The sequence below is a fragment of the Mesosutterella faecium genome (assembly GCF_022809315.2).
GTDB lineage: Bacteria > Pseudomonadota > Gammaproteobacteria > Burkholderiales > Burkholderiaceae_F > Mesosutterella > Mesosutterella faecium.
In genome coordinates, this window is the sequence record NZ_JAKZJU020000001.1 from 1,343,008 (window position 1) to 1,361,702 (window position 18,695).

At 67.0% G+C, this 18,695-nt stretch carries 21 protein-coding genes; 6 read left to right on the forward strand and 15 right to left on the reverse strand.

What is annotated here, in order from left to right; translation table 11 throughout:
• Positions 1-30 precede the first annotated feature (30 nt).
• The 15 genes from hypD to MUN46_RS06345 form a co-directional block, all read right to left on the reverse strand.
• Positions 31-1,173, reverse strand: coding sequence for a hydrogenase formation protein HypD (hypD, locus tag MUN46_RS06275; protein ID WP_243376230.1), 1,143 nt, complete (start codon positions 1,171-1,173; stop codon positions 31-33).
• Positions 1,170-1,421 (reverse strand): HypC/HybG/HupF family hydrogenase formation chaperone, encoded by a 252-nt coding sequence (locus tag MUN46_RS06280; protein WP_243376229.1) that lies wholly within the window; start codon positions 1,419-1,421, stop codon positions 1,170-1,172. Before MUN46_RS06280 ends, hypD begins: the two co-directional genes overlap by 4 nt.
• Positions 1,422-1,448: 27 nt before the next feature.
• The gene (gene hypF, locus MUN46_RS06285; RefSeq protein ID WP_243376228.1) at positions 1,449-3,824 is read right to left on the reverse strand and encodes a carbamoyltransferase HypF; all 2,376 of its coding nucleotides are present in this window, start codon (positions 3,822-3,824) and stop codon (positions 1,449-1,451) included.
• Between the two features lie 33 nt (positions 3,825-3,857).
• Positions 3,858-4,667, reverse strand: coding sequence for a hydrogenase nickel incorporation protein HypB (gene hypB, locus MUN46_RS06290; protein ID WP_243376227.1), 810 nt, complete (start codon positions 4,665-4,667; stop codon positions 3,858-3,860).
• A gap of 24 nt (positions 4,668-4,691) precedes the next feature.
• A complete protein-coding gene (gene hypA / locus MUN46_RS06295) occupies positions 4,692-5,072 on the reverse strand; it encodes a hydrogenase maturation nickel metallochaperone HypA (RefSeq protein ID WP_243376226.1) in 381 nt (126 codons plus the stop codon).
• Positions 5,065-6,204 carry a nickel-dependent hydrogenase large subunit gene (locus tag MUN46_RS06300; protein WP_243376225.1) on the reverse strand — a complete coding sequence of 380 codons (1,140 nt, stop codon included), beginning with the start codon at positions 6,202-6,204 and terminating at the stop codon, positions 5,065-5,067. The genes hypA and MUN46_RS06300 overlap by 8 nt, the downstream gene beginning before the upstream one ends.
• Positions 6,201-6,803 (reverse strand): [NiFe]-hydrogenase assembly chaperone HybE, encoded by a 603-nt coding sequence (gene hybE, locus MUN46_RS06305; RefSeq protein WP_243376224.1) that lies wholly within the window; start codon positions 6,801-6,803, stop codon positions 6,201-6,203. Before hybE ends, MUN46_RS06300 begins: the two co-directional genes overlap by 4 nt.
• Positions 6,796-7,062: a rubredoxin gene (locus tag MUN46_RS06310; RefSeq protein WP_243376223.1), complete on the reverse strand. Its 267-nt coding sequence runs from the start codon at positions 7,060-7,062 to the stop codon at positions 6,796-6,798. The genes hybE and MUN46_RS06310 overlap by 8 nt, the downstream gene beginning before the upstream one ends.
• A gap of 32 nt (positions 7,063-7,094) precedes the next feature.
• Positions 7,095-7,916 carry a hydrogenase expression/formation protein gene (locus tag MUN46_RS06315; protein ID WP_243376222.1) on the reverse strand — a complete coding sequence of 274 codons (822 nt, stop codon included), beginning with the start codon at positions 7,914-7,916 and terminating at the stop codon, positions 7,095-7,097.
• Between the two features lie 70 nt (positions 7,917-7,986).
• A complete protein-coding gene (locus tag MUN46_RS06320; RefSeq protein ID WP_243376221.1) occupies positions 7,987-8,445 on the reverse strand; it encodes a thioredoxin domain-containing protein in 459 nt (152 codons plus the stop codon).
• A 58-nt stretch (positions 8,446-8,503) separates the two neighbouring features.
• The gene (locus MUN46_RS06325; RefSeq protein ID WP_243376220.1) at positions 8,504-8,824 is read right to left on the reverse strand and encodes a HypC/HybG/HupF family hydrogenase formation chaperone; all 321 of its coding nucleotides are present in this window, start codon (positions 8,822-8,824) and stop codon (positions 8,504-8,506) included.
• 31 nt (positions 8,825-8,855) lie between these two features.
• Positions 8,856-9,500, reverse strand: a complete 645-nt coding sequence (locus MUN46_RS06330) for a HyaD/HybD family hydrogenase maturation endopeptidase (RefSeq protein WP_243376219.1) — start codon at positions 9,498-9,500, stop codon at positions 8,856-8,858.
• A gap of 210 nt (positions 9,501-9,710) precedes the next feature.
• Positions 9,711-10,421 (reverse strand): Ni/Fe-hydrogenase, b-type cytochrome subunit, encoded by a 711-nt coding sequence (cybH, locus tag MUN46_RS06335; protein WP_243376218.1) that lies wholly within the window; start codon positions 10,419-10,421, stop codon positions 9,711-9,713.
• A gap of 12 nt (positions 10,422-10,433) precedes the next feature.
• A complete protein-coding gene (locus MUN46_RS06340; protein ID WP_243376217.1) occupies positions 10,434-12,188 on the reverse strand; it encodes a nickel-dependent hydrogenase large subunit in 1,755 nt (584 codons plus the stop codon).
• Entirely contained in the window at positions 12,185-13,282 is a 1,098-nt protein-coding gene (locus MUN46_RS06345) for a hydrogenase small subunit (protein WP_245398869.1), read from the reverse strand. The genes MUN46_RS06340 and MUN46_RS06345 overlap by 4 nt, the downstream gene beginning before the upstream one ends.
• 562 nt (positions 13,283-13,844) lie before the next feature.
• On the opposite strand from MUN46_RS06345, the gene ccmA reads away from it, so the two are divergent.
• The 6 genes from ccmA (at position 13,845) to MUN46_RS06375 (ending at position 18,693) form a co-directional block, all read left to right on the forward strand.
• Positions 13,845-14,540 (forward strand): cytochrome c biogenesis heme-transporting ATPase CcmA, encoded by a 696-nt coding sequence (gene ccmA / locus MUN46_RS06350; RefSeq protein ID WP_243376216.1) that lies wholly within the window; start codon positions 13,845-13,847, stop codon positions 14,538-14,540.
• Complete coding sequence (gene ccmB, locus MUN46_RS06355; RefSeq protein WP_243376215.1) at positions 14,533-15,201, forward strand: heme exporter protein CcmB; 669 nt, start codon at positions 14,533-14,535, stop codon at positions 15,199-15,201. The genes ccmA and ccmB overlap by 8 nt, the downstream gene beginning before the upstream one ends.
• A gap of 87 nt (positions 15,202-15,288) precedes the next feature.
• Positions 15,289-16,023, forward strand: a complete 735-nt coding sequence (gene ccmC / locus MUN46_RS06360; protein WP_243376214.1) for a heme ABC transporter permease CcmC — start codon at positions 15,289-15,291, stop codon at positions 16,021-16,023.
• Positions 16,024-16,227 (forward strand): heme exporter protein CcmD, encoded by a 204-nt coding sequence (gene ccmD, locus MUN46_RS06365; RefSeq protein ID WP_243376213.1) that lies wholly within the window; start codon positions 16,024-16,026, stop codon positions 16,225-16,227.
• 4 nt (positions 16,228-16,231) lie between these two features.
• Complete coding sequence (gene ccmE / locus MUN46_RS06370) at positions 16,232-16,690, forward strand: cytochrome c maturation protein CcmE (protein WP_243376212.1); 459 nt, start codon at positions 16,232-16,234, stop codon at positions 16,688-16,690.
• Between the two features lie 53 nt (positions 16,691-16,743).
• Complete coding sequence (locus MUN46_RS06375) at positions 16,744-18,693, forward strand: heme lyase CcmF/NrfE family subunit (RefSeq protein ID WP_243376211.1); 1,950 nt, start codon at positions 16,744-16,746, stop codon at positions 18,691-18,693.
• Positions 18,694-18,695 lie beyond the last annotated feature (2 nt).

Sequence of the window (18,695 nt, forward strand, 5' to 3'; positions counted from 1 at the left end):
TTTTTGGGGAGCCGAAGCTCGCCTGTCCTTTCAGGCCGCGGGGCTCTTTTCTGAGCCGCGGCGCAACCGCCCGTAGCTGTAGAAGGCCGCGCAGGCGCCTTCGCTTGAGACCATGCAGGCCCCGATCGGGTGGGCGGGGGTGCAGGCGCGCCCGAAGGCCTTGCACTCGAAGGGTTCCTTTTCCCCGCGCAGGATCGCGCCGCACTGGCAGGCCTTGCTGTCGGGAACCTGGCGCTCGACGAGCCCGAAGCGCCGTTCGGCGTCGAACTCTTCGAATTCGGGCGAGAGCCTGAGGGCGGAATGCGGCACCGAGCCGAGGCCCCGCCACTCGAAGCTGTCGCGCACGCGGAAGACCCGCTCCATCAGCTTCTTTGCGATCAGGTTGCCCTCCGGGGTCACGGCCCGGGTGAATTCGTTTTCCACCTCGTGGCGGCCCTCGTTCACCTGCCGCACGAGCATGAGGATCGTCATCAGCATGTCAAGCGGCTCGAACCCGCAGATCACGACGGGCATCTTCCACTTGTCGGCGAACACCCGGTAGGGCTCCGAGCCGATCACGACCGAGACGTGCGCGGGGCCGACCAGGCCGTCGAGGACCGGAGCGGCCTCGCGCCTGGGCGCGGTGACGAGGATGTGCTCCATCGCGGCGGGCGTGAGCACGTGCGAGCAGATCACGGAAAAGTTTTTGATGCCTTCTTTCTTCGCCTGCAGCAGGCACACCGCCGTGGGCGGCGTCGTGGTCTCAAAGCCGATCGCGAAGAAGACGACTTCGCGCTGCGGGTTATCGCGCGCGACGGCGAGCGCGTCCATGGGCGAGTAGACCATGCGGATGTCCGCGCCTTCGGCCTTCGCCATGAAAAGCGACTTCCCGCCCGAGGCGGGCACGCGCAGCGTGTCCGCGTAGGTGCACAGTATCGCCTTGTGCTGCAGGGCGGCCTCCATCGCCATGTCGATGCGGCCGATCGGCAGCACGCACACCGGGCAGCCCGGGCCGTGGATCATGCGCACGTTGCCCGGCAGCAGGTCCGTGAGCCCCCAGCGGGCGAGCACGTGGGTGTGGCCGCCGCAGAATTCCATGAAGCGGTACTGCCGGCCGGGCTGCGCGGCGTGCTCGAGCTCGGAGGCGATCGCCCGGGCCTGCCGGGAATTGCGGTATTCGGTGACGTACTTCATGCCGCCGCTCCCGCTCCCTGGAGGGCTTCGCCCGAGCGCGCCGCCGCTTCGAGCGCGCGCAGCGTCTCCTGGGCCTGCTCTTCGTCAATCCTCTGCAGGGCGAAGCCCACGTGGATGATCACCCAGTCTCCGGGCTTCGGGTCGTCGATGAGGCTCACGTTCACGGCTTTCCTGATGCCGCCCAGGTCCGCGACGGCCTCCTCGGGAGAACTCACGCTCACGATTTTTCCTGGAACTGCAAGACACATAGCTGAAATCCTCTTTTCGGTATTGTTCTAACGACTTTGGTTCTGTACAAATGAAGCGCCAGTTTGAAGGACGTCGCCCGGGCCGGGGACGCCCTCCCTCTGCGCCATGAGGGCGCACCAGGCCTGCCCGAGCGCGACCCCGCCGTCGCCCGGCGGCACCCGCGAGGGCAACAGCGGCCGGATCCCCCGGGCTTCGAGCAGCTCGATAAGCCGCACCGTGAGCCTGCGGTTGAGAAAGCAGCCGCCCCCGAAGCAGACGGGAAGGTTCGATGCCCCCGTCTCGAGGAGCCAGTGGGCGAGCGCCTGCGCGAGCCCTTCGTGGAAGTCCGCCGAGGCCTGTGCGAGGGCCTCGGGATCGTGCGGGACTTCGAGGAGCCGCTCAAAGAGCGGCAGCAGCGACAGCGTCCCGTCGGGCGCGATCTCCCAGGCCTTCCCCGCCGCTTGCGGGGCGGCGCCCGCGGCGGCCGACTCGAGCCGCATCGCCGCGGTGGCCTCGTCCCTCTGCTCGAGACAGAGCCCGAGAAGCGCCGAGGCGGCGTCAAAGAGCCGGCCCATGGAGGTCGTGCGTCCGGTAAGGCGCGGGTTTTCGATCAGCCGCGCCATGGCGCCCGAGCCCGGCATGGACGGAAACCTCTGCGCGATTTCGTCCGAGCGGCCCAGCGCCCAGAGCACCGAGGCGGCCATGCGCCAGGGCTCGCGGGCCGCGCGGTCTCCGCCCGGCAGCGGCAGGGGCAGAAGGTGCGCGCGCCGCTCGAACCCGGCGGGGGAGACGACCAGCAGCTCTCCGCCCCAGGCCGAGCCGTCGGTGCCCAGCCCCACGCCGTCCAGCGCGAGCCCGAGCGCGTTCGAGCCGATCCGGTGCTCGGCCATCACCGCCGCGATGTGAGCCCGGTGGTGCTGCACCGCGTAGCGCGCGATCCCCCGCTCGCGCTCGAGCCTCAGGGCGAGCTGCGTGGAGAAGAAGTCGGGGTGCAGGTCGTGGGCGACGGTCTCGGGCTTGATTTCGAGCAGCCGCTCGAGGTGTTCGACCGCGAGCTCGAGGGCCCGGCAGGAGGAGGCGTTCGAGAGGTCTCCGATGTGCTGCGAGAGAAAAGCCTCGCCGCCCCGCGTGAGGCAGGCCGTCGACTTGAGCCAGGGGCCCGTGGCGAGCACGGGCCTGCCCCCGAAGGCAAGCGGCACGGCCTCCGGCGTGTAGCCGCGGGCGCGGCGCACCATGCGCGGCGCCCCGGCCACCACCCGCACCACCGAATCGTCGCAGCGGATCAGGATGTCGCGGTTGTGGACAAGCAGATAGTCCGCGATCGAGGACAGGCGCCTGAGCGCCTCGCGGTTGCCGATCACGAGGGGCTCGCCCCCGGGGTTCGCGCTTGTCATGACGAGCACGAGAGGGATCGAGCGCTCCAGCCACTCGACGCCCTCGGGGCGGCCCGCCGCCTCGTGGAAGAAAAGCAGGTGCAGGGGCGTGTAGGGCAGCATGACGCCAAGCTCTGAGAGTCCCGGCGCGATCCCGGGCAGCCTCTCGTCGCACCCCGGCTTCTTCCTTGCGAGCACGATGGGCCGGGCGCGCGAGCGCAGCGTCTTCTCCTCAAGCTCCGAGAGCTCGACCAGGCAGCGCGCCGAGGCGACGCTGCCCGCCATGACCGCAAGCGGCTTCTCGCTGCGCTTCTTGCGCTCGCGAAGCCTTGCGACCGCGGCGGCGTTTTCCGCGTCGCAGACGAGGTGAAAGCCCCCGAGCCCCTTCACGGCGAGGATCGAGCCCCCGCGGATCAGGGCAAGCGCGCGCTCGATCACGTCCCCGCAGGCGATCCGCTCTCCGTCTGCGCTCCAGAGCTCAAGGTGCGGCCCGCACTCGGGGCAGGCGTTGGGCTGCGCGTGGAAGCGCCGGTCCAGGGGATCGCGGTACTCGGCCTCGCAGGCCGGGCACATGCGGAAGGACGCCATCGAGGTCTGCGGGCGGTCGTAGGGGAGGGCGCGCGTGATGGTGAAGCGCGGCCCGCAGTGCGTGCAGTTCGTGAAGGCGTAGCGGTAGCGGCGGTTGCCGGGCGTGAACATGTCGCGGGCGCACTCGAGGCAGGTCGCGGCATCCGGCGTGATCGCGGTGGTGACGGCCCCGCCCCGGCTCTCGACGATCCGAAAGCCCGCCTCGCCCTTGGGCGGGAGCGCGCTTTGCGTGATCGAGTCGATCCTCGCCAGCGGCGGGCAGTCCTTCCGCAGCGCCTCGGCAAAGCCCCCGACCGCCTCGGGCGCGCCTTCAAGCTCGATGCCGACCCCGGCCGCGTCGTTGTAGACGAAGCCCGAGAGCCCGCGCTCGAGCGCGAGGCGGTAGACCGTGGGCCGGAAGCCCACGCCCTGCACGAGTCCCGTGACCCGAAGCAGCCTGCGAATCCTGTGCTCTGCCTGCATCAGAAATGCGGTCCTTCCGCGCGCTTTTCTGCTTTAAAGGGAGGCGAGCGTGAGCTCGGCCTCAAGCCACTTGATCCAGCGCTCGAGCCCGTCGCCCTTCGTGGCGGAGACCCGCATCGAGCGGATCTTCGGGTTCACGCGGCGCGCGTACTCCTCGCACTTGTCGATGTCGAAGTCGACATAGGGCAGCAGGTCGATCTTGTTGATCAGCATGAGGTCGGCCGCGCGGAACATGTCCGGATACTTGAGGGGCTTGTCCGCGCCCTCGGTCACGGAAATCACGACCACCTTGTGCGCCTCCCCGAGGTCGAACTCGGCCGGGCAGACCAGATTGCCGACGTTTTCAATGAGGCAGGCGCTGCCCGGTTCCGGATTGAGGTGCTCGAGCGCGTGGGCGACCATCGCGGCGTCGAGGTGGCAGCCCTTGCCGGTGTTGATCTGCACGGTGCGGGCGCCGGCCGAGCGGATGCGGTTCGCGTCGTTGTTCGTCTCCTGGTCGCCCTCGATCACGGTTATCGGGAGCTTCTTCGGATCCGCGCGGCGGATGGTGGCCGCGAGCAGCTCGGTCTTTCCCGAGCCGGGGCTCGAGACGAAGTTGAGGGCGAGGATGCCGCGGCTCGCGAAATAGGCGCGGTTTTTGGCCGCATCGGCGTTGTTGCGCGCGAGGATGTCCTCCTCGACGCTGATCGTCCTCGCGCCCTCGTCGTGGTGGTGATGGTCGTGATCGTGGCCATGATCGTGATCGTGGCCGTCCTCGCCCGCGTGGATCGTGACGTTGTTGTTTTCGTCGGTGTGGGCGTGGATATGGCTGTGGTTTCCGCCGCAGCCGCAGGTAGTGCACATATCAGCAGTCTCCTTCAATCATCTTTAAAAGTTGCGTTGTTCGTCCGGGGCGTCGTCCGGGCCGGAGTCGGCCTTGAGGTCGATCACCTTCATGTCGCGGCCCTGGGTGGGCGCGAGGTGGTAGCCGCCGCAGAGCGGGCAGGCGTCGCCGAAGCGGTGCAGCGGCACCTCGCGCCTGCAGTCGAGGCACCAGGCCCGCCCCTCGGGCCGCTCGATCACGAGCCGGGCCCGGTCGGCGACGGTTCCCTTCTTCACGGACTCGAAGGCGAAGGACAGCGCTTCGGTTTCGACCGCGGAGAGCTCTCCCACCGCGACCCGCACCTCGCTCACCGACTTCGCCCCCGCCTTCGCGGCGGCGTTGGAAACAATCTCCATGATCCCTTCGGCTATCGAGACCTCATGCATGGCTGCTCTCCGTGACGATCTTGTAGGGAATGCAGGCGTCGAACTGCCGCAGCACGATCTCGGCCCGGGTCTGCCAGCTCTTCCAGTCGGAGACCGAAAGGGCGTTGAGCGCCTGCTCGGCCGCGCCTCCCGGCACGAAGTTCCATTCGGTGGGCGCGACAATGGAGGCCTCGCGCACGACGCCCCCGGCGATCCTCACGCGGTGGGTGAGGGTGCCGCGGGCGGTCTGCACGAAGCTGATGCCCACCCCCGGCTCCGGGCTGAAGCCCGAGACGAGCTTCTCGGGCGGCTCGAATCCGCCGCACCAGGAGCCGAGCTCGAGCACGCGCGCGTAGTAGTAGTCGAAGCACCCGGGGCTGCGCCGCAGCAGCTCGGGCATGAGCGCGGGGCAGGTGGCCCGGCGGGTGAGGGCCGAGGTCTGCGCCGGGCCGCTGAAAAGCCGCGGCTCAAAGCAGAACGCGCTGTCGCGCAGCCCCGAGGCGAGCTCCTTGCGCACGGTGGGGGATTCCGGATCGAGGTCGCGGACGCCCGTTGCGCCCAGCGTGCGCGGCAGCGTGGAGAGGTAGGTGAGCGCCGAGCGCAGCGTCGCCGGCAGGCGCGTGATCCAGTCCTCGATTTCATGCTGGCCGCGCCACTCGGAAAGCTTCGGGATCATCTCTTCGGACCCGAAGAGGAGGTTCGCCGCGACGCCGCGGATCACGCGGAGAAGGTTCTCGCGGCCTGCGGCGTCCACGCCGCGCACGCCCGTGATCTTCATGCGCAGGAACCCGAGGGGGCGCAGGTCGAGCTGCTCGTCGATTCCGAGCGCGCGCGGCAGCTCGACCAGCAGGCACCTCAGGTGCTCGCTCATCGCCTCGAGCTGCACGATGGAGCCCCACTGCGCGAGCTTCTGCTCGGGCAGCCGCCCGGTTTCGGCGAGCGCCGCGGCCGCCTCCCAGGCGCAGCTCTGAGCCGCGGGGCAGAGCGCGAAAAGCATGGAGATCAGCTTCGGAATGGAGGCGTCGGCGGGGCGCCCCACGAAAAGGTTCGCCACGGGAAGGCGGCGGGTGCTCCTCACGGTCACTTTCCCGGGCGCTCCGGCCGCAGGATGAATGATCACTTCGACGGTGCCGATGTCTGGAAACGCGCTCATGGGGTGTCTCCGGAGTCAGAATCAGAGGGCCGGCCGGCCGGGGCTTCGCCTCTTGCGGGCCGGGTGAAGAAGTCCCGGCGGGAGAGCCGGGACGGGGCCGCGGCCTGGGCGCCGTCCGCCCGGGGCGTCCCGGGGGCCGCCTCATCCTGCCCGTCAGGCGCGGTGAGCATCGTCTCAAGCGAGATCCGGACCACGGCCTCGGCCGTCTCCTGGTCGCCCACCTCCCAGGTGGGCGAGAGCAGCGAGCAGCTCTGATACTCGCCCATCTCGAGGTCGCGCACGCACATGAAGCTGAAATCCCCGCCCGGCAGTTCGATCGAGCCCACCTTGGTCTCCGCGATCCGCTCCCAGCCGGCCGGAGTCGCGCAGGCGCGGATCACGAGCAGCGACCAGGGCGTCACAACGCCCCCGATCCACTGCCCGTCCACGAGCCTGAAGGGCAGGGTGGAGACGTGCAGCTTCGGGTTGCAGATCGGAACCCCTTTCATGCGGGTGTTCGCTATTTTCCGAAAGCCCGCGAGGAAGAACTTCTCGGGGCTTTCGCGGAAAACGCGCACGCGCACCCGGGGACGCGCGGCGGATGCAGCCGGGTCAGTCATTTTCGTGCCCTCTTTCTCGGTCGAGGATGATGAAGGAGGAGTGCGGGCAGCCGCAGGCCGGGCAGTCGTAGTTCTCCGGGATCTCAAGGAAGGGGGTTCCGGGCGGCACCTGCCACTCGAGGCACCCCTCGTCCGGATCGTAGACGAACCCGCAGACCTTGCACTGCATGCGCGTGCGCGGGCCGATCCTCTGCTGCTCGAGGCGCTCGAGGTAGAAGAGAGGGTCGTTCGTGGTGAGGCCCGCCTTCTTTTCAGTCATTTCCTGCTCTCCCTTCCGCGTTTGCCGGGGCGTCAGCCGATCGCGCCGCGGGAAATGTCGATCTCCACCCATTCGATCATGTCGGAGAGCTTCTTCACGGCCTCCGCAAGGTCGTCGGGCGTGCTCGGGATCTCGGGCGGCAGGGGCGAGACCACGACCTGGTCGAGCAGCTCGCGGCCCGCGTTGTTGAGGATCTTGCTCCGCCAGAGCCCGCGCACCCGGGTCTGCGTGATCGTGCTCTTTGCAAAGCCCTGCATCTGGACGTGGATCGAGCCTTCGCCCAGGATCTCGTTGATGTAGGCCTTGTCGGCGGGCGAGAGCGGCTCGCGCGAGAGCTCGACGGCATGCGGGACCGCGTGCGGGTCGAAGCGGGTCATGTCGCAGTGCCGCAGCTGCGAGCGCAGCTCCGAGAAGATCGCGGGCGTCGCGAAGAGCCCGTCGGGCTTCTTTTCGGGCTCGACGATCGTATCCGCCCCCTCGGTGCGGCTGAAGCGCAGCACGACCTCCGGGATGTAGGCGGTCACGATCATGTCCTGCTGGCCCACGAGCATGCGCCAGAGCGTGGGCACCCCCGTCTCCTCCATGCGGATGCGGCCGCCGTCCATCGTGATGCGGATTTCACCGCTCTCCAGCGTGTCAAACAGAAATTTCTTGAACTCGTCGCTGCGGCCGTTCAGGTCGGTGACCTCATGCAGCCCGCCGCCCTCGCGCTGCGTCTTCTCGAGTAGCGCCCGGGTCGACTTGAGCCACTCGAGGGCTTCGCGGGCCACGGCGACCTTTTTCTCGTCGCGCGCGAAACTGCGGGCCTGTCTGCCTGCCTCAAGGATGCTGCTGGCGGAAATCACATTGTCCATGGAAATGGTGTCCTGGGATGGTTTGTGCGCTTCGGCCCTCAGGGCTGCGGCCCGGGGGACCGGAGCGCGTTCAGTTGGATTGGATGGAAATCGTGTGCCTTGCGGGCTGCTGCCGGGCGCCGATCTCGGTGAGCCCCTGGATGTACTCCGACCAGCCCTTGAGGCCCTGCAGCGCCCCAAGGAACTCGCCGTCGCGGAAAAAGCCGACGGCCGGCAGCCGCGTCAGTCCGTAGCGCGAGGCGATCGCGCGGCCCACCCTCGGGTCGGTGAATCCGCGCCCGGAGAGATAGGCGCCGAACGCGCGGCCGATCTCGGGCGCGATCACCGCGATGTCGATGCTTTCCTTGAAGGTGGTGGGGTTGTCGGCGAACACGGCGAGCACGAGCCCCTTCTGGGACGCGAACGCGCCGAGGTTCTCCTCGGTGACGCGGGTGAAGCCCTCCTCGCCCCAGAGCCTCTGGAAGGCCGGATGGCGGTCGACGTCGACCTGGGTGATTTCGCGCGTGGGTTCGTTAAGCTTGACTGGCATCTTTTTTCTGTTTCTTCTGTTCCGGTGTTGGATGAAAGTCGAAGGGAAAGGGCGCGGCTCACGAGCCGCGGGAGCGGGGCTTGAGAAAGTCCGGCAGCTCCCCGGTGTGGGCCGTGATGTCGGCAAAGGCCGCGTCGATGTCCTCGCGGGTCGCGGTGCCTTCCATGACCGAGGAGAGGGCCCCGAGGGCCGCGCGCATCTGCAGCGCCTCGCTCTGCTCCATCGGGCGCACGGCGCTGCCCTGGAAGACGAGGAGCCAGTCGCCGGGCTGCGCCCGGCCCGTGAGCTCCGTGTTCACCCGGACTTCCTCCGGGCCGTTGCGGCAGCAGGCGCTCAGGCCGTCGCTTGAGACCACCTGCATGGGAATGGCGATGCACATGTGCTTGAAAGCCTCCTTCGATCGGCCGCGCTCAGCGGCTGCCGCGGCGCGGTTCCTGCGGCGTGCAGAAGCGCGGGTCTGCGAACCGGCAGGCCTCGTCTTCGGCCGGGCGCCCCTGCTCGTAGACGTCCTGCTCGAGGCAGGATTCCGCAAGCGGGGCGACCTTCTCGCCGGCGCCGCGCGGCTCGAGCTCGAACCCCCAGAGCGACAGCTCGCGCCGGGCCGCCTCGAGCACCTTCGGGATCGCGGCCTGGGTCGCGGGGGTGAGCGAGCCGCCGTAGTCTTCGATGTTTTCGGGCTGGCAGCCGAGCACCGTGACGTGCTCCGGATAGCGCCCGAGCAGCATCGCCGTGGCAAAGAGGTCGTTGAGCCCCGCCTGGTGCACGGACACCTTCGTCGCAAGCCACGGCCGGATGTCCTCATCGGCAAAGCGCGTCACCTCGCCCGGGCGGCCGTGGAAGTCGCAGCAGTCGAAGACCAGCAGCCGTTCGGCGTTTTCGATGTACTCGGCGAGGAAGTAGCCGAGCACGCCCCCGTCGATCACCTCGACGCCGGCCGGAACCTTCCAGCGGCGGTGAAAGGCGTCGACCGCCCGCACGCCGAAGCCTTCGTCGGCCCAGAGGATGTTGCCGACGCCCATGACGACGACCTTGTATTTTTTCGCGACCGCAGGCACCTCGCCCCTCCATTCGATCTCGCTGCGGGGCGGGGCCGCGCGTCAGGCGCGGGCGGCCCCGGCGCCCGTTTTGCAAACGTTTGTTAGGTTAACAAAAAAAAATCGGCGGGACTTCCACCATGGGAGGGAAGTCCCGCCGTGAGGTTCATACCCCTCTCGTCGTAGATAAGAATGTCATCCGCGGCAGGAGAGGGGCGAAAACCGCCTTGCTTACTTCGCGTGCTTGAACATGCGCAGGCCGTTCGTGATGGCCGACATCTCGGTGGCGCCGCCCATGATGTCCTCGCGGCTGGCCATGTAGAGGTGCGCCACCATGAACAGGCAGAACACGTACATCAGGGCGTGGTGCGTCGTGCGCACGGCCTGGGAGTCGCCAAAGAGCGGAATCACCCACCCGGTGAGCGTCTCCCAGCCGGTGCCCGCGCCGAAGGCCTGGCCGTAGAGGGCGAACCCCGTGATGATGATCCCGAAGGACCCCAGCACGAAGAACGCGAACATGGCGACCGCGGCGAGCGGGTTGTGGGCCGCGTACTCCGGGGCGCTCTTCTTGATGAAGAGGTAGTAGAGCGCCTGGTTCACGATGCCCTTGATGAACTTCCAGGACCACAGCGGCGGCAGGAAGATCTGACGCGCGTAGCGGTTGCCCATGAAGGCCCAGAAGATGCGGTAGATGAACAGGCCGGTGAAGGCGAACGCCGCAATGAAGTGAAGCATGCGGATGTAGCCGAACTGATAGGTCTGCCACGTGTCAGCCATGTTGGAGCTGAGCGGGCGGCCGATCAGGTAGCCGGTCACGATCATCGTCACCATCGTGACGACCATAAGCCAGTGCCAGACGCGCACGGGAGCTTCCCATACGTAGATCGCGTGGCACTTGCCGTCCGAGAGGTCGACCTCGTAGGTGGTGTTGTCGATTTTCATGAGGATGCCTCCTTACTCGGAAACGACCTTCGTGATTTCCTTGCCGTCGGCCGAGAAGAGATGCGACGCGCAGGCGAGGCACGGGTCGAACGAGTGAATCGTACGAAGGATTTCGACCGGGCGCTTCGGATCGGCGATCGGGGTCCCCTTGAGGGAGGCCTCGAACGGGGCGATCTCGCCGTCGTCGGAGCGCGGCGAAGCGTTCCAGGTGGTGGGCACGATGGCCTGCCAGTTGGTGAGCTTGCCGTCCTTGATGACGCACCAGTGGCCGAGCGCGCCGCGCGGGGCTTCGCACAGGCCCACGCCCTTGCACTCCTTCGGCCAGGTCGAGGGCTCCCACTTCTCCATGTTGGCGGCGGCTTCATCGCCCGCCTTGATGTTGGCGGTGAGGTCGTCGACGTACTGCACCATCTTTTCGGCGGCCCACTTCGCCTCGAGGGCGCGGGCGGCCGTGCGGCCGAGGGTGGAGAAGGCGGCTTCCAGCGGCAGGTTGAGTTCCTGCAGCAGCTGCAGCGCGGGCTGCTTCACGTGATCGACGTCAAGGGCGATGCCGACCGCGAGGCGGGCGAGCGGGCCCACTTCCATCGCGTGGCCCTTCCAGCGCGGCGCCTTGATCCAGGAGTACTTGCCGTTCGTGGTGAGCCAGGAGAACTTCGTGCGGGTGCCTTCGGCGCCCTTGGGCAGCTCGTAGTGCGGCGTGGTGTCGCCTTCCCACGGATGCAGGCCCTTCTTGCCGTCCTCGTACTTGAACCACGAGTGATCGACGAACTCCTGGATTTCCTCGGTGTTGCGGGGATCGACCGGCATGACCTCCTTGAGGTTGCCGTTGAGGATCGCGCCGGCGGGCATCTGGCAGCTCTTGTTGTCCCACTGGTTCGCGACCTCGGGGAAGTCGCCGTAGCACAGGAAGTTCTTGTAGCCGCCCACCTTCGTCCACTCGGGGTAGAAGGCAGCGATCGCCTTGAGGTCGGGCAGGTAGACGTTGTTCACGAAGTCGACGGCGTACTTGGCGATGTCGCGCATGTAGTTGAGCGTCACTTCGTTCAGGCCGTTGCCGGCCGCGCCCGAGCCGCTCACGTTGATCGGGCAGGCGACGCCGCCCACGAGGTAGTTCGGGTGCGGGTTCTTGCCGCCGAGGATCGTGTGGATCTTGATCACTTCGCGCTGGAAGTCAAGGGCCTCCAGGTAGTGCGCGGTCGCGAGCAGGTTCACCGCGGGCGGCAGCTTCATGGCGGGGTGGCCCCAGTAGCCGTTCTTGAAGATCGAGAGCTGGCCGGTGGCGACGAAGTCCTTCAGGCGGCGCTGGATGTCGCTGAAGTAGCCCACGCCGTTGAGCTCATGGTGCGGCGCGATCTTCGCTTCGATGGCGGCGGTTTCGCGCGGGTCGGCCTTGAGCGCGGAGACGACGTCGACCCAGTCGAGCGCGTGCAGCTGGTAGAAGTGCGTCACGTGGTCCTGGGCGTAGAGCGTCGCGTTCATCAGGTTGCGGATGATGTTCGCGTTCTTCGGGATCTTGATGCCGATGGCGTCCTCGACGGAGCGCACGGCGGCGAGCGCGTGGATGCCGGTGCACACGCCGCAGATGCGTTCGACGAAGGCCCAGGCGTCGCGGGGATCGCGGCCTTTCAGAATCACTTCGAGGCCGCGCCACATCGTGCCGGTGGAATAGGCGTCGGCGAGCTTGCCGTCACCGCCCATGACTGCCTGGACGCGCAGGTGGCCCTCGATTCGGGTCAGCGGGTCAACGACGATACGGGTTTCACTCATTTGCCTTCTCCAATGTGCTTGTTATTGCCTTTCGCGCGGGCCTGAACCACGGCGCTTGCCGCAATGTGGGCGGCCGCGGCGACGCCCACGACGGCCATCACTCCGAGGCCGACCTTGTCGACGGTCGCCTCGACGCCGCCCCAGCCCGGAGGCAGGACGGTGGTCTCGTGGTCATAGAAGGAGCCCTTGTCGAAGAAGTTCGCCTCGGAGCAGCCGATGCAGCCGTGGCCGGACTGGACCGGCCAGGACAGGCCTTCGTTCCAGCGCAGGGTCGAGCAGGAGTTGTAGGTGGTCGGCCCCTTGCAGCCCATCTTGTAGAGGCAGTAGCCGAGCTTCGCGCCCTCGTCGTCGAACTTCTCGACGAACTGGCCGGCGTCGAAGTGGCCGCGGCGGTAGCACTTGTCGTGAATGCGCTGGCCGTAGAACATCTTCGGACGTCCCTGGCGGTCGAGCGGGGGCAGGCGGTCGTAGGTGAGGATGTAGGTGAGCACGCCGGTCATCACCTCGGGAATCGGCGGGCAGCCGGGCACGAGCACGATCGGCTTGTCGGAGATCACCTCGGTGATCGGCACGGAGCCGGTGGGATTGGGCTTGGCGGTGTTGATGCAGCCCCAGGCGGCGCAGGAGCCCCAGCCGATCACGGCCTTGGCGTCCTTGGCGACGCGGATGAGCTTGTCGCGGAAGATCTGGCCCGAAGGCACGCAGAACGTTCCGTCGTTGCCGAGCGGCACGTTGCCCTCGACGGCGAGGATGTACTGGCCCTTGTACTTGGTGATCGTGTCTTCGAGCGCTTCCTCAGCCTGCTCGCCGGCGGCGGCCATCAGCGTGTCGTCGTAGTCGAGCGAGACCATCGACAGAACCACGTCCTTGATGATCGGGTGGTAGGAACGGATAAAGGACTCCGAGCAGCAGGTGCATTCAAGGCCGTGCAGCCAGACGACCGGGACGCGGGGTTTGGTCTGCATCGCCTGGGCGATGTCCTTGGCGCCGGCGCTGCCGAGCCCGAGGCTCGCGGCGGTCAGTGAGCAGAACTGCAGAAAGCTTCTGCGGCTCACGCCCTGGCGGCGAAGGGCCTCATACTGAGTTTCAGCCATAGCTATCTCCTCTTTCAAGCCGTCTGTTCGACCGGCCCGCGGCGCCCTTTACTCCAGGGGCCTGGGCCGGCTGCGGCTTTGGATTTCGCTTCTGTGGTGGGTAAAAAACCTGGGAGTGAGGTGCACTCGTCTCCCGTCGCCCCCACTGTAAGGGAAGACCCGGCAAAAATAAATACCTGCCGGATTTTTCAGAAAGATTAGGTGTTATCACTAGTGTATTTTCATACAGTATTAATGGTTTGGCCGGCAATTATTTCTTTTGGGGTAGTGATTTGATTCTGGTCAAATTGAGAAAGCGCGAAGACCACCCATAAAGGCGGGATGGAGCGGCGGGAGTTTAGGTGGATATAAGGGAAAATACTAAGCCGTCCCCGTTCCCGAAACCGCGCCGGGAGTCTTAAGCGAGGCTTAATGACGATTTCCTAAACTTTCGCAGACGAAGTGCCGCGCCTGGCTGTAGGCGCAGGGCGGCGCGCTCCGGCTTCTATATAGACAGGGGCCGGCTGCAGGAAAAGAAAAAAGCAGGCAGACGTGCGCTCTGCCACATGAGACGATCCATCCGATGAACAGACAGGAGCAAAAGCCGCTTGCCGCCCCGAAGCTCAGCCTTCGGGGGGTGTCCTGCGTGAGGGGAGAGCGCTGCCTCTACCGGGGGCTCTCGCTCGAGGCCCGCGCCGGCGCCGTCGTCCGCCTTTTCGGGGAGAACGGCGCGGGAAAGACCACCCTCATGAGGATCATCACGGGGCTGCTCGAGCCCGAGTCGGGAGATGTGCTCTGGCGCGGCCGCCCGATCAGGGAGCTGGGCGGGGACTACCGCGCGGAGCTTCTTTACATCGGGCACATGAACGGCCTGAAGGAGGAGCTCTCCTGCCTGGAGAACCTTCGGGTGAACGCGGCGCTTTTCGGCCGCCCGGCAGACGAGGCCGGGTGCCGCGAGGCGCTTCGCCGCGTGGGGCTTGCGGGCTACGAGGACGAGCCCGCGCGCTCCCTCTCCCAGGGCCAGCACAGGCGCGCGGCCCTCGCGCGGCTCTACCTTTCGGAGCCGGTGCCGCTTTGGATTTTGGACGAGCCCTTCACGGCGCTCGACCCCCGCGGGGTCGAGGCCCTGTGCCGCCTCATCGAGGCGCACGCCGCCTCGGGAGGCATCACCGTGATGACGACCCACCAGGCCTCGGGGCTGAGCGCTCCCGGGTATTTCGAGTTTGACGTCTCGGCTTTCGCGCCGGGGCGCAAAGGCCGGGAGGCGCGCCATGCTTAAGCTGTTTTTTGCCGTCGTGCGCCGCGACCTGATGCTGGCCATGCGCCAGAAGGCCGACCTGCTGCAGACCGTCTTTTTCTTTCTGGTCGTGATCACGCTCGTGCCCCTGGGCGTGGGGGCGGAGACGGGGCTGCTTCGCAGCATCGCCCCGGGCGTCGTCTGGGTGGCGGCGCTGCTGGCGGCGCTTCTGTCGCTGCCAAGGCTTTTCGCGCAGGATTTCGCCGACGGGACGCTCGAGCAGATGATCCTCTCGCCCGATCCCCTCGCGCTCATCGTGCTCGCGAAGACTCTCGCGCACTGGCTCACCACGGGCATCCCCATCACGGCTTTTTCGCTGCTCGCGGGCCTGATGTTTGATCTGGAGCCCGCCGTGACCGGGGCGCTGGCCGCCTCGCTGCTGCTGGGCACCCCGGTGCTCTCGCTGATCGGGTCGGTGGGGGCCGCGCTCACGCTGGGGCTTCGGGCGGGCAGCGTCCTCACCTCGCTGCTGGTTCTTCCGCTTTACATCCCGGTGCTCATTTTCGGCGCCGGGGCGGCGGGGGCGGTCGCCGTGTCGGTGGCGCCCGGCGCCTACTTCCTCATCACCGCTGCCCTGTCGCTTTTCGCGCTCGCGGTGGCCCCCTGGGCCTCGGCCGCGGCGCTGCGCATCGCGGTCTCCTGAAGGCGCGCAGCGGGGGGTAACGGGGCGGAGTTCCGCGGGGAACAGGTCGACCGGTTGAAGAATGATTGGAGAAAAGAGGCTGACGCCATGAGCTTTCCTTGCTTTACGGATCCGGAGCGCTTCTACAAGTCTGCGGGCCCCCTTGCCAAAGGCTGCTTTGCGGCCGCGCTCGTCCTTTTTGCGGTCGGGTTTTACATGGGCTTTTTCGTGACCCCGATCGACTACCGGCAGGGCAATTCCTACCGCATCATCTTCATGCACATCCCTGCCGCGTGGATGAGCCTCTTCATTTACGTCATGATGGCGCTTTACACGGTCTGGGGGCTCGTCACGCGCTCGAAGATGGCCCCGGCCTTCGCCGTGGCGATGGCTCCGACCGGCGCCCTGATGGGCTTCATCGCGCTTTTCACCGGCTCGATGTGGGGCAGGCCCACCTGGGGCACCTACTGGGTCTGGGACGCGAGGCTCACGAGCATGCTGATCCTCTTTTTCCTCTATCTCGGGTACATCGCGCTGCACGAGGCGATCGACGACTACCGCAAGGCCGACCGCGCGGCCGCGGTGATCGCGATCGTGGGCGCGCTCAACGTGCCCGTCATCTATTTTTCGGTGCGCTGGTGGAACACCCTGCACCAGGGCGCCTCCATCACCACCCGGGGCACCTCGATGGAGACCACGATGTTCTACACCGTGCTCGTCATGGTGGCGGCCCTGTGGATTTACTGCACGGGAGCGGTTCTTGAGCGCACCCGCACCGAAGTGCTGAAGCGCTGCCGCCGCGAGCCCTGGGCCCGCGCGGTCGCGCTCCAAGGAGACCGTTAAATGCATTGGGAAAGCGCATCAGCCTTTTTCGCGATGGGCGGGCACGGCTTCTGGGTCTGGATGGCCTGGGGCGCCGCAGTGCTCGCGATCGTCCTTGAACTGATCGGCCTGCGGCGCGGCCGTCGCTCGGCGCTGGCCGAGATCCGCCGGATCGCGCGCCTGGAAGACGAACAGGCCGGGGCCGAACCCCGGCCGCGGGAGTGAAGCGATGGCAGCCAACCGCTCAAGAAGAAAGATCCTCATCCTCGGGGGGCTCGCCCTCGCCGCGTGCGTCGTGGCCGGAGGCCTCATTTACTCGGCCATGTCGGAGAACGTGGTCTTCTTCTACTCTCCCAGCCAGGTCGCGGCCGGCGAGGCCCCCAAGGGGCGCGCCTTCCGCGTGGGAGGCATGGTGAAGACGGGCACGGTGAAGATCTCCCCCGACGGGATGACCACCACTTTCGTCGTGACCGACGACAGCCATGACGTCGCCTGCTCTTACAAGGGGTCGCTGCCAGACCTTTTCGCGGAGAACACGGGCGTGGTCGCGCAGGGCAAGCTTGGCGAGTCGGGGGTTTTCGTCGCCTCCGAGGTGCTCGCGAAGCACGATGAAAACTACATGCCGCCCGAGGCCGCGAAAGCGATGGAAGACGCGAAGAAGGCCCGTGCGGCCGCCGCTCCGAAATGACGCCCCGCGCCACAGCCCGCAGGGGAAGGTTTTAGACAACGGGAGAAAGTTCTGTGATAGCCGAAATTGGACATTTTGCCCTGATACTCGCCCTCGTCCTGTCCCTCGTGCAGGGCGTGCTGCCCATGGCAGGCACGTATCTGGGCGTACGCAGCTGGGCCGACCTCGCGCGCCCGGCCTCGATCGCCGTGGCGCTGTGCCTCACGCTTGCCTTTGGCACGCTCGCCTGGTGCTTCTTTGTGAGCGACTTCTCGGTGCTCAATGTCGCGAACAACTCGAACTCGATGCTGCCCTGGTACTACAGGCTCGCGGCGACCTGGGGTTCGCACGAGGGCTCGATCCTCTTCTGGGTCGTGTGCCTCGGATGGTGGTCCTGCGCGGTGGCCTTTTCCGCAAAGCGCTTCCCTGAAGTGACGCAGGCCCGCGTGCTCTCGGTGCTGGGGCTGGTCGCGACCGGGTTCCTGCTTTTCATTCTGACCACCTCCGACCCCTTCCTGCGGCTTTTCCCGCCCGCGCCCGAGGGAGCGGACCTCAATCCCCTGCTGCAGGACCCGGGGATGATTTTCCATCCGCCGCTGCTCTACCTGGGCTACGTGGGCTTCTCGGTGCCGTTCGCCTTTGCGATCGCGGCGCTGCTCTCGGGCCGCCTTGACATCGCCTGGGCGCGCTGGATGCGCCCCTGGACTACGGCAGCCTGGGTGTTTCTCACGCTGGGCATCGCGCTGGGCAGCTACTGGTCGTACTACGAGCTCGGCTGGGGCGGCTGGTGGGCCTGGGATCCGGTGGAGAACTCCTCCTTCATGCCGTGGCTCACCGCGACCGCGCTGATGCATTCACTCGCGGTGGCCGAAAAGCGCGGCTGCTTCAAGATCTGGACGGTCTTTCTTGCGATCGTCACCTTCTCGCTGTCCCTGCTCGGGACCTTCCTCGTGCGCTCGGGCGTGCTCACTTCCGTGCACGCCTTCGCCACCGATCCGGCCCGCGGGCTCTTTATCCTCGTGTTCCTGTGCCTCGTGATCGGGCTCTCGCTCGTGCTCTTTGCCTGGAAGGCCCCTGAGGTGGGCAGCGGCGGGAGCTTCGCGATCGTCTCGCGCGAGTCGATGCTGCTCGTGAACAACATCTTCCTGCTGGTCGCGATGGCCGCGGTGCTGCTGGGCACGATCTACCCGCTGGTTCTCGACGCGCTGGGACTGGGGAAAATTTCCGTGGGCGCGCCGTATTTTGACGCGGTGTTCGGCCCGATCATGATGCCGGTGGTCTTCCTCATGGCGATCGGCCCGATGACGCGCTGGAAGGAGGCCGATCCCGCGGCCATCTGCCGCGAGCTCTGGCTCGTGCTGCTGCTGTCGGTCGCCGCGGCCGTCGCCGTGCCGCTCGCGATGGGGAGTCTGAAGCTCTGGCCGGCGGTGGGCGCCTTCCTCGCCTTCTGGGTTCTCTTTTCGATCATCCACGAGGCGCGCGCCGGATCCCGCAACGCCCCGTCGTTCTTCGCCGGACTGCGCCGGCAGAGCGCCTCCTGGTGGGGCATGCAGCTCGCGCACCTGGGCGTCGGCGTCACGGTCTTCGGCATTGCGATGGTGATGGGCTATCAGGCCGAGCGCGACGTGCGCATGCACCCCGGCGACGTGGTGACGGTGCGCTCGACCACCTTCCGGTTTGACGGCGTGTCCGAGCAACGCGGCCCCAACTACCTCTCGCGCAGGGCGGACATCACCCTGATCGAGGGCGGGCGCGAAACGGGCAAGCTCCATCCGGAAAAGCGCGACTACTTCTCCTCGCGCGGCATGCCGATGACCGAGGCCTCGATCAGGCACGGTCTCACCGGCGACGTCTACGCGGCGCTCGGCAACCCGACCAGCGACGGAGGCTGGATCGTGCGCGTGTACGCGAAGCCCTTCGTGCTTTTCATTTGGATTGGAACGCTGCTGATGGCGCTGGGCGGCATTTTCGCAATCAGCGACCGGCGCTACCGGCGCTCGGGCCGCGCCGCGGACGCGGGCTAGGA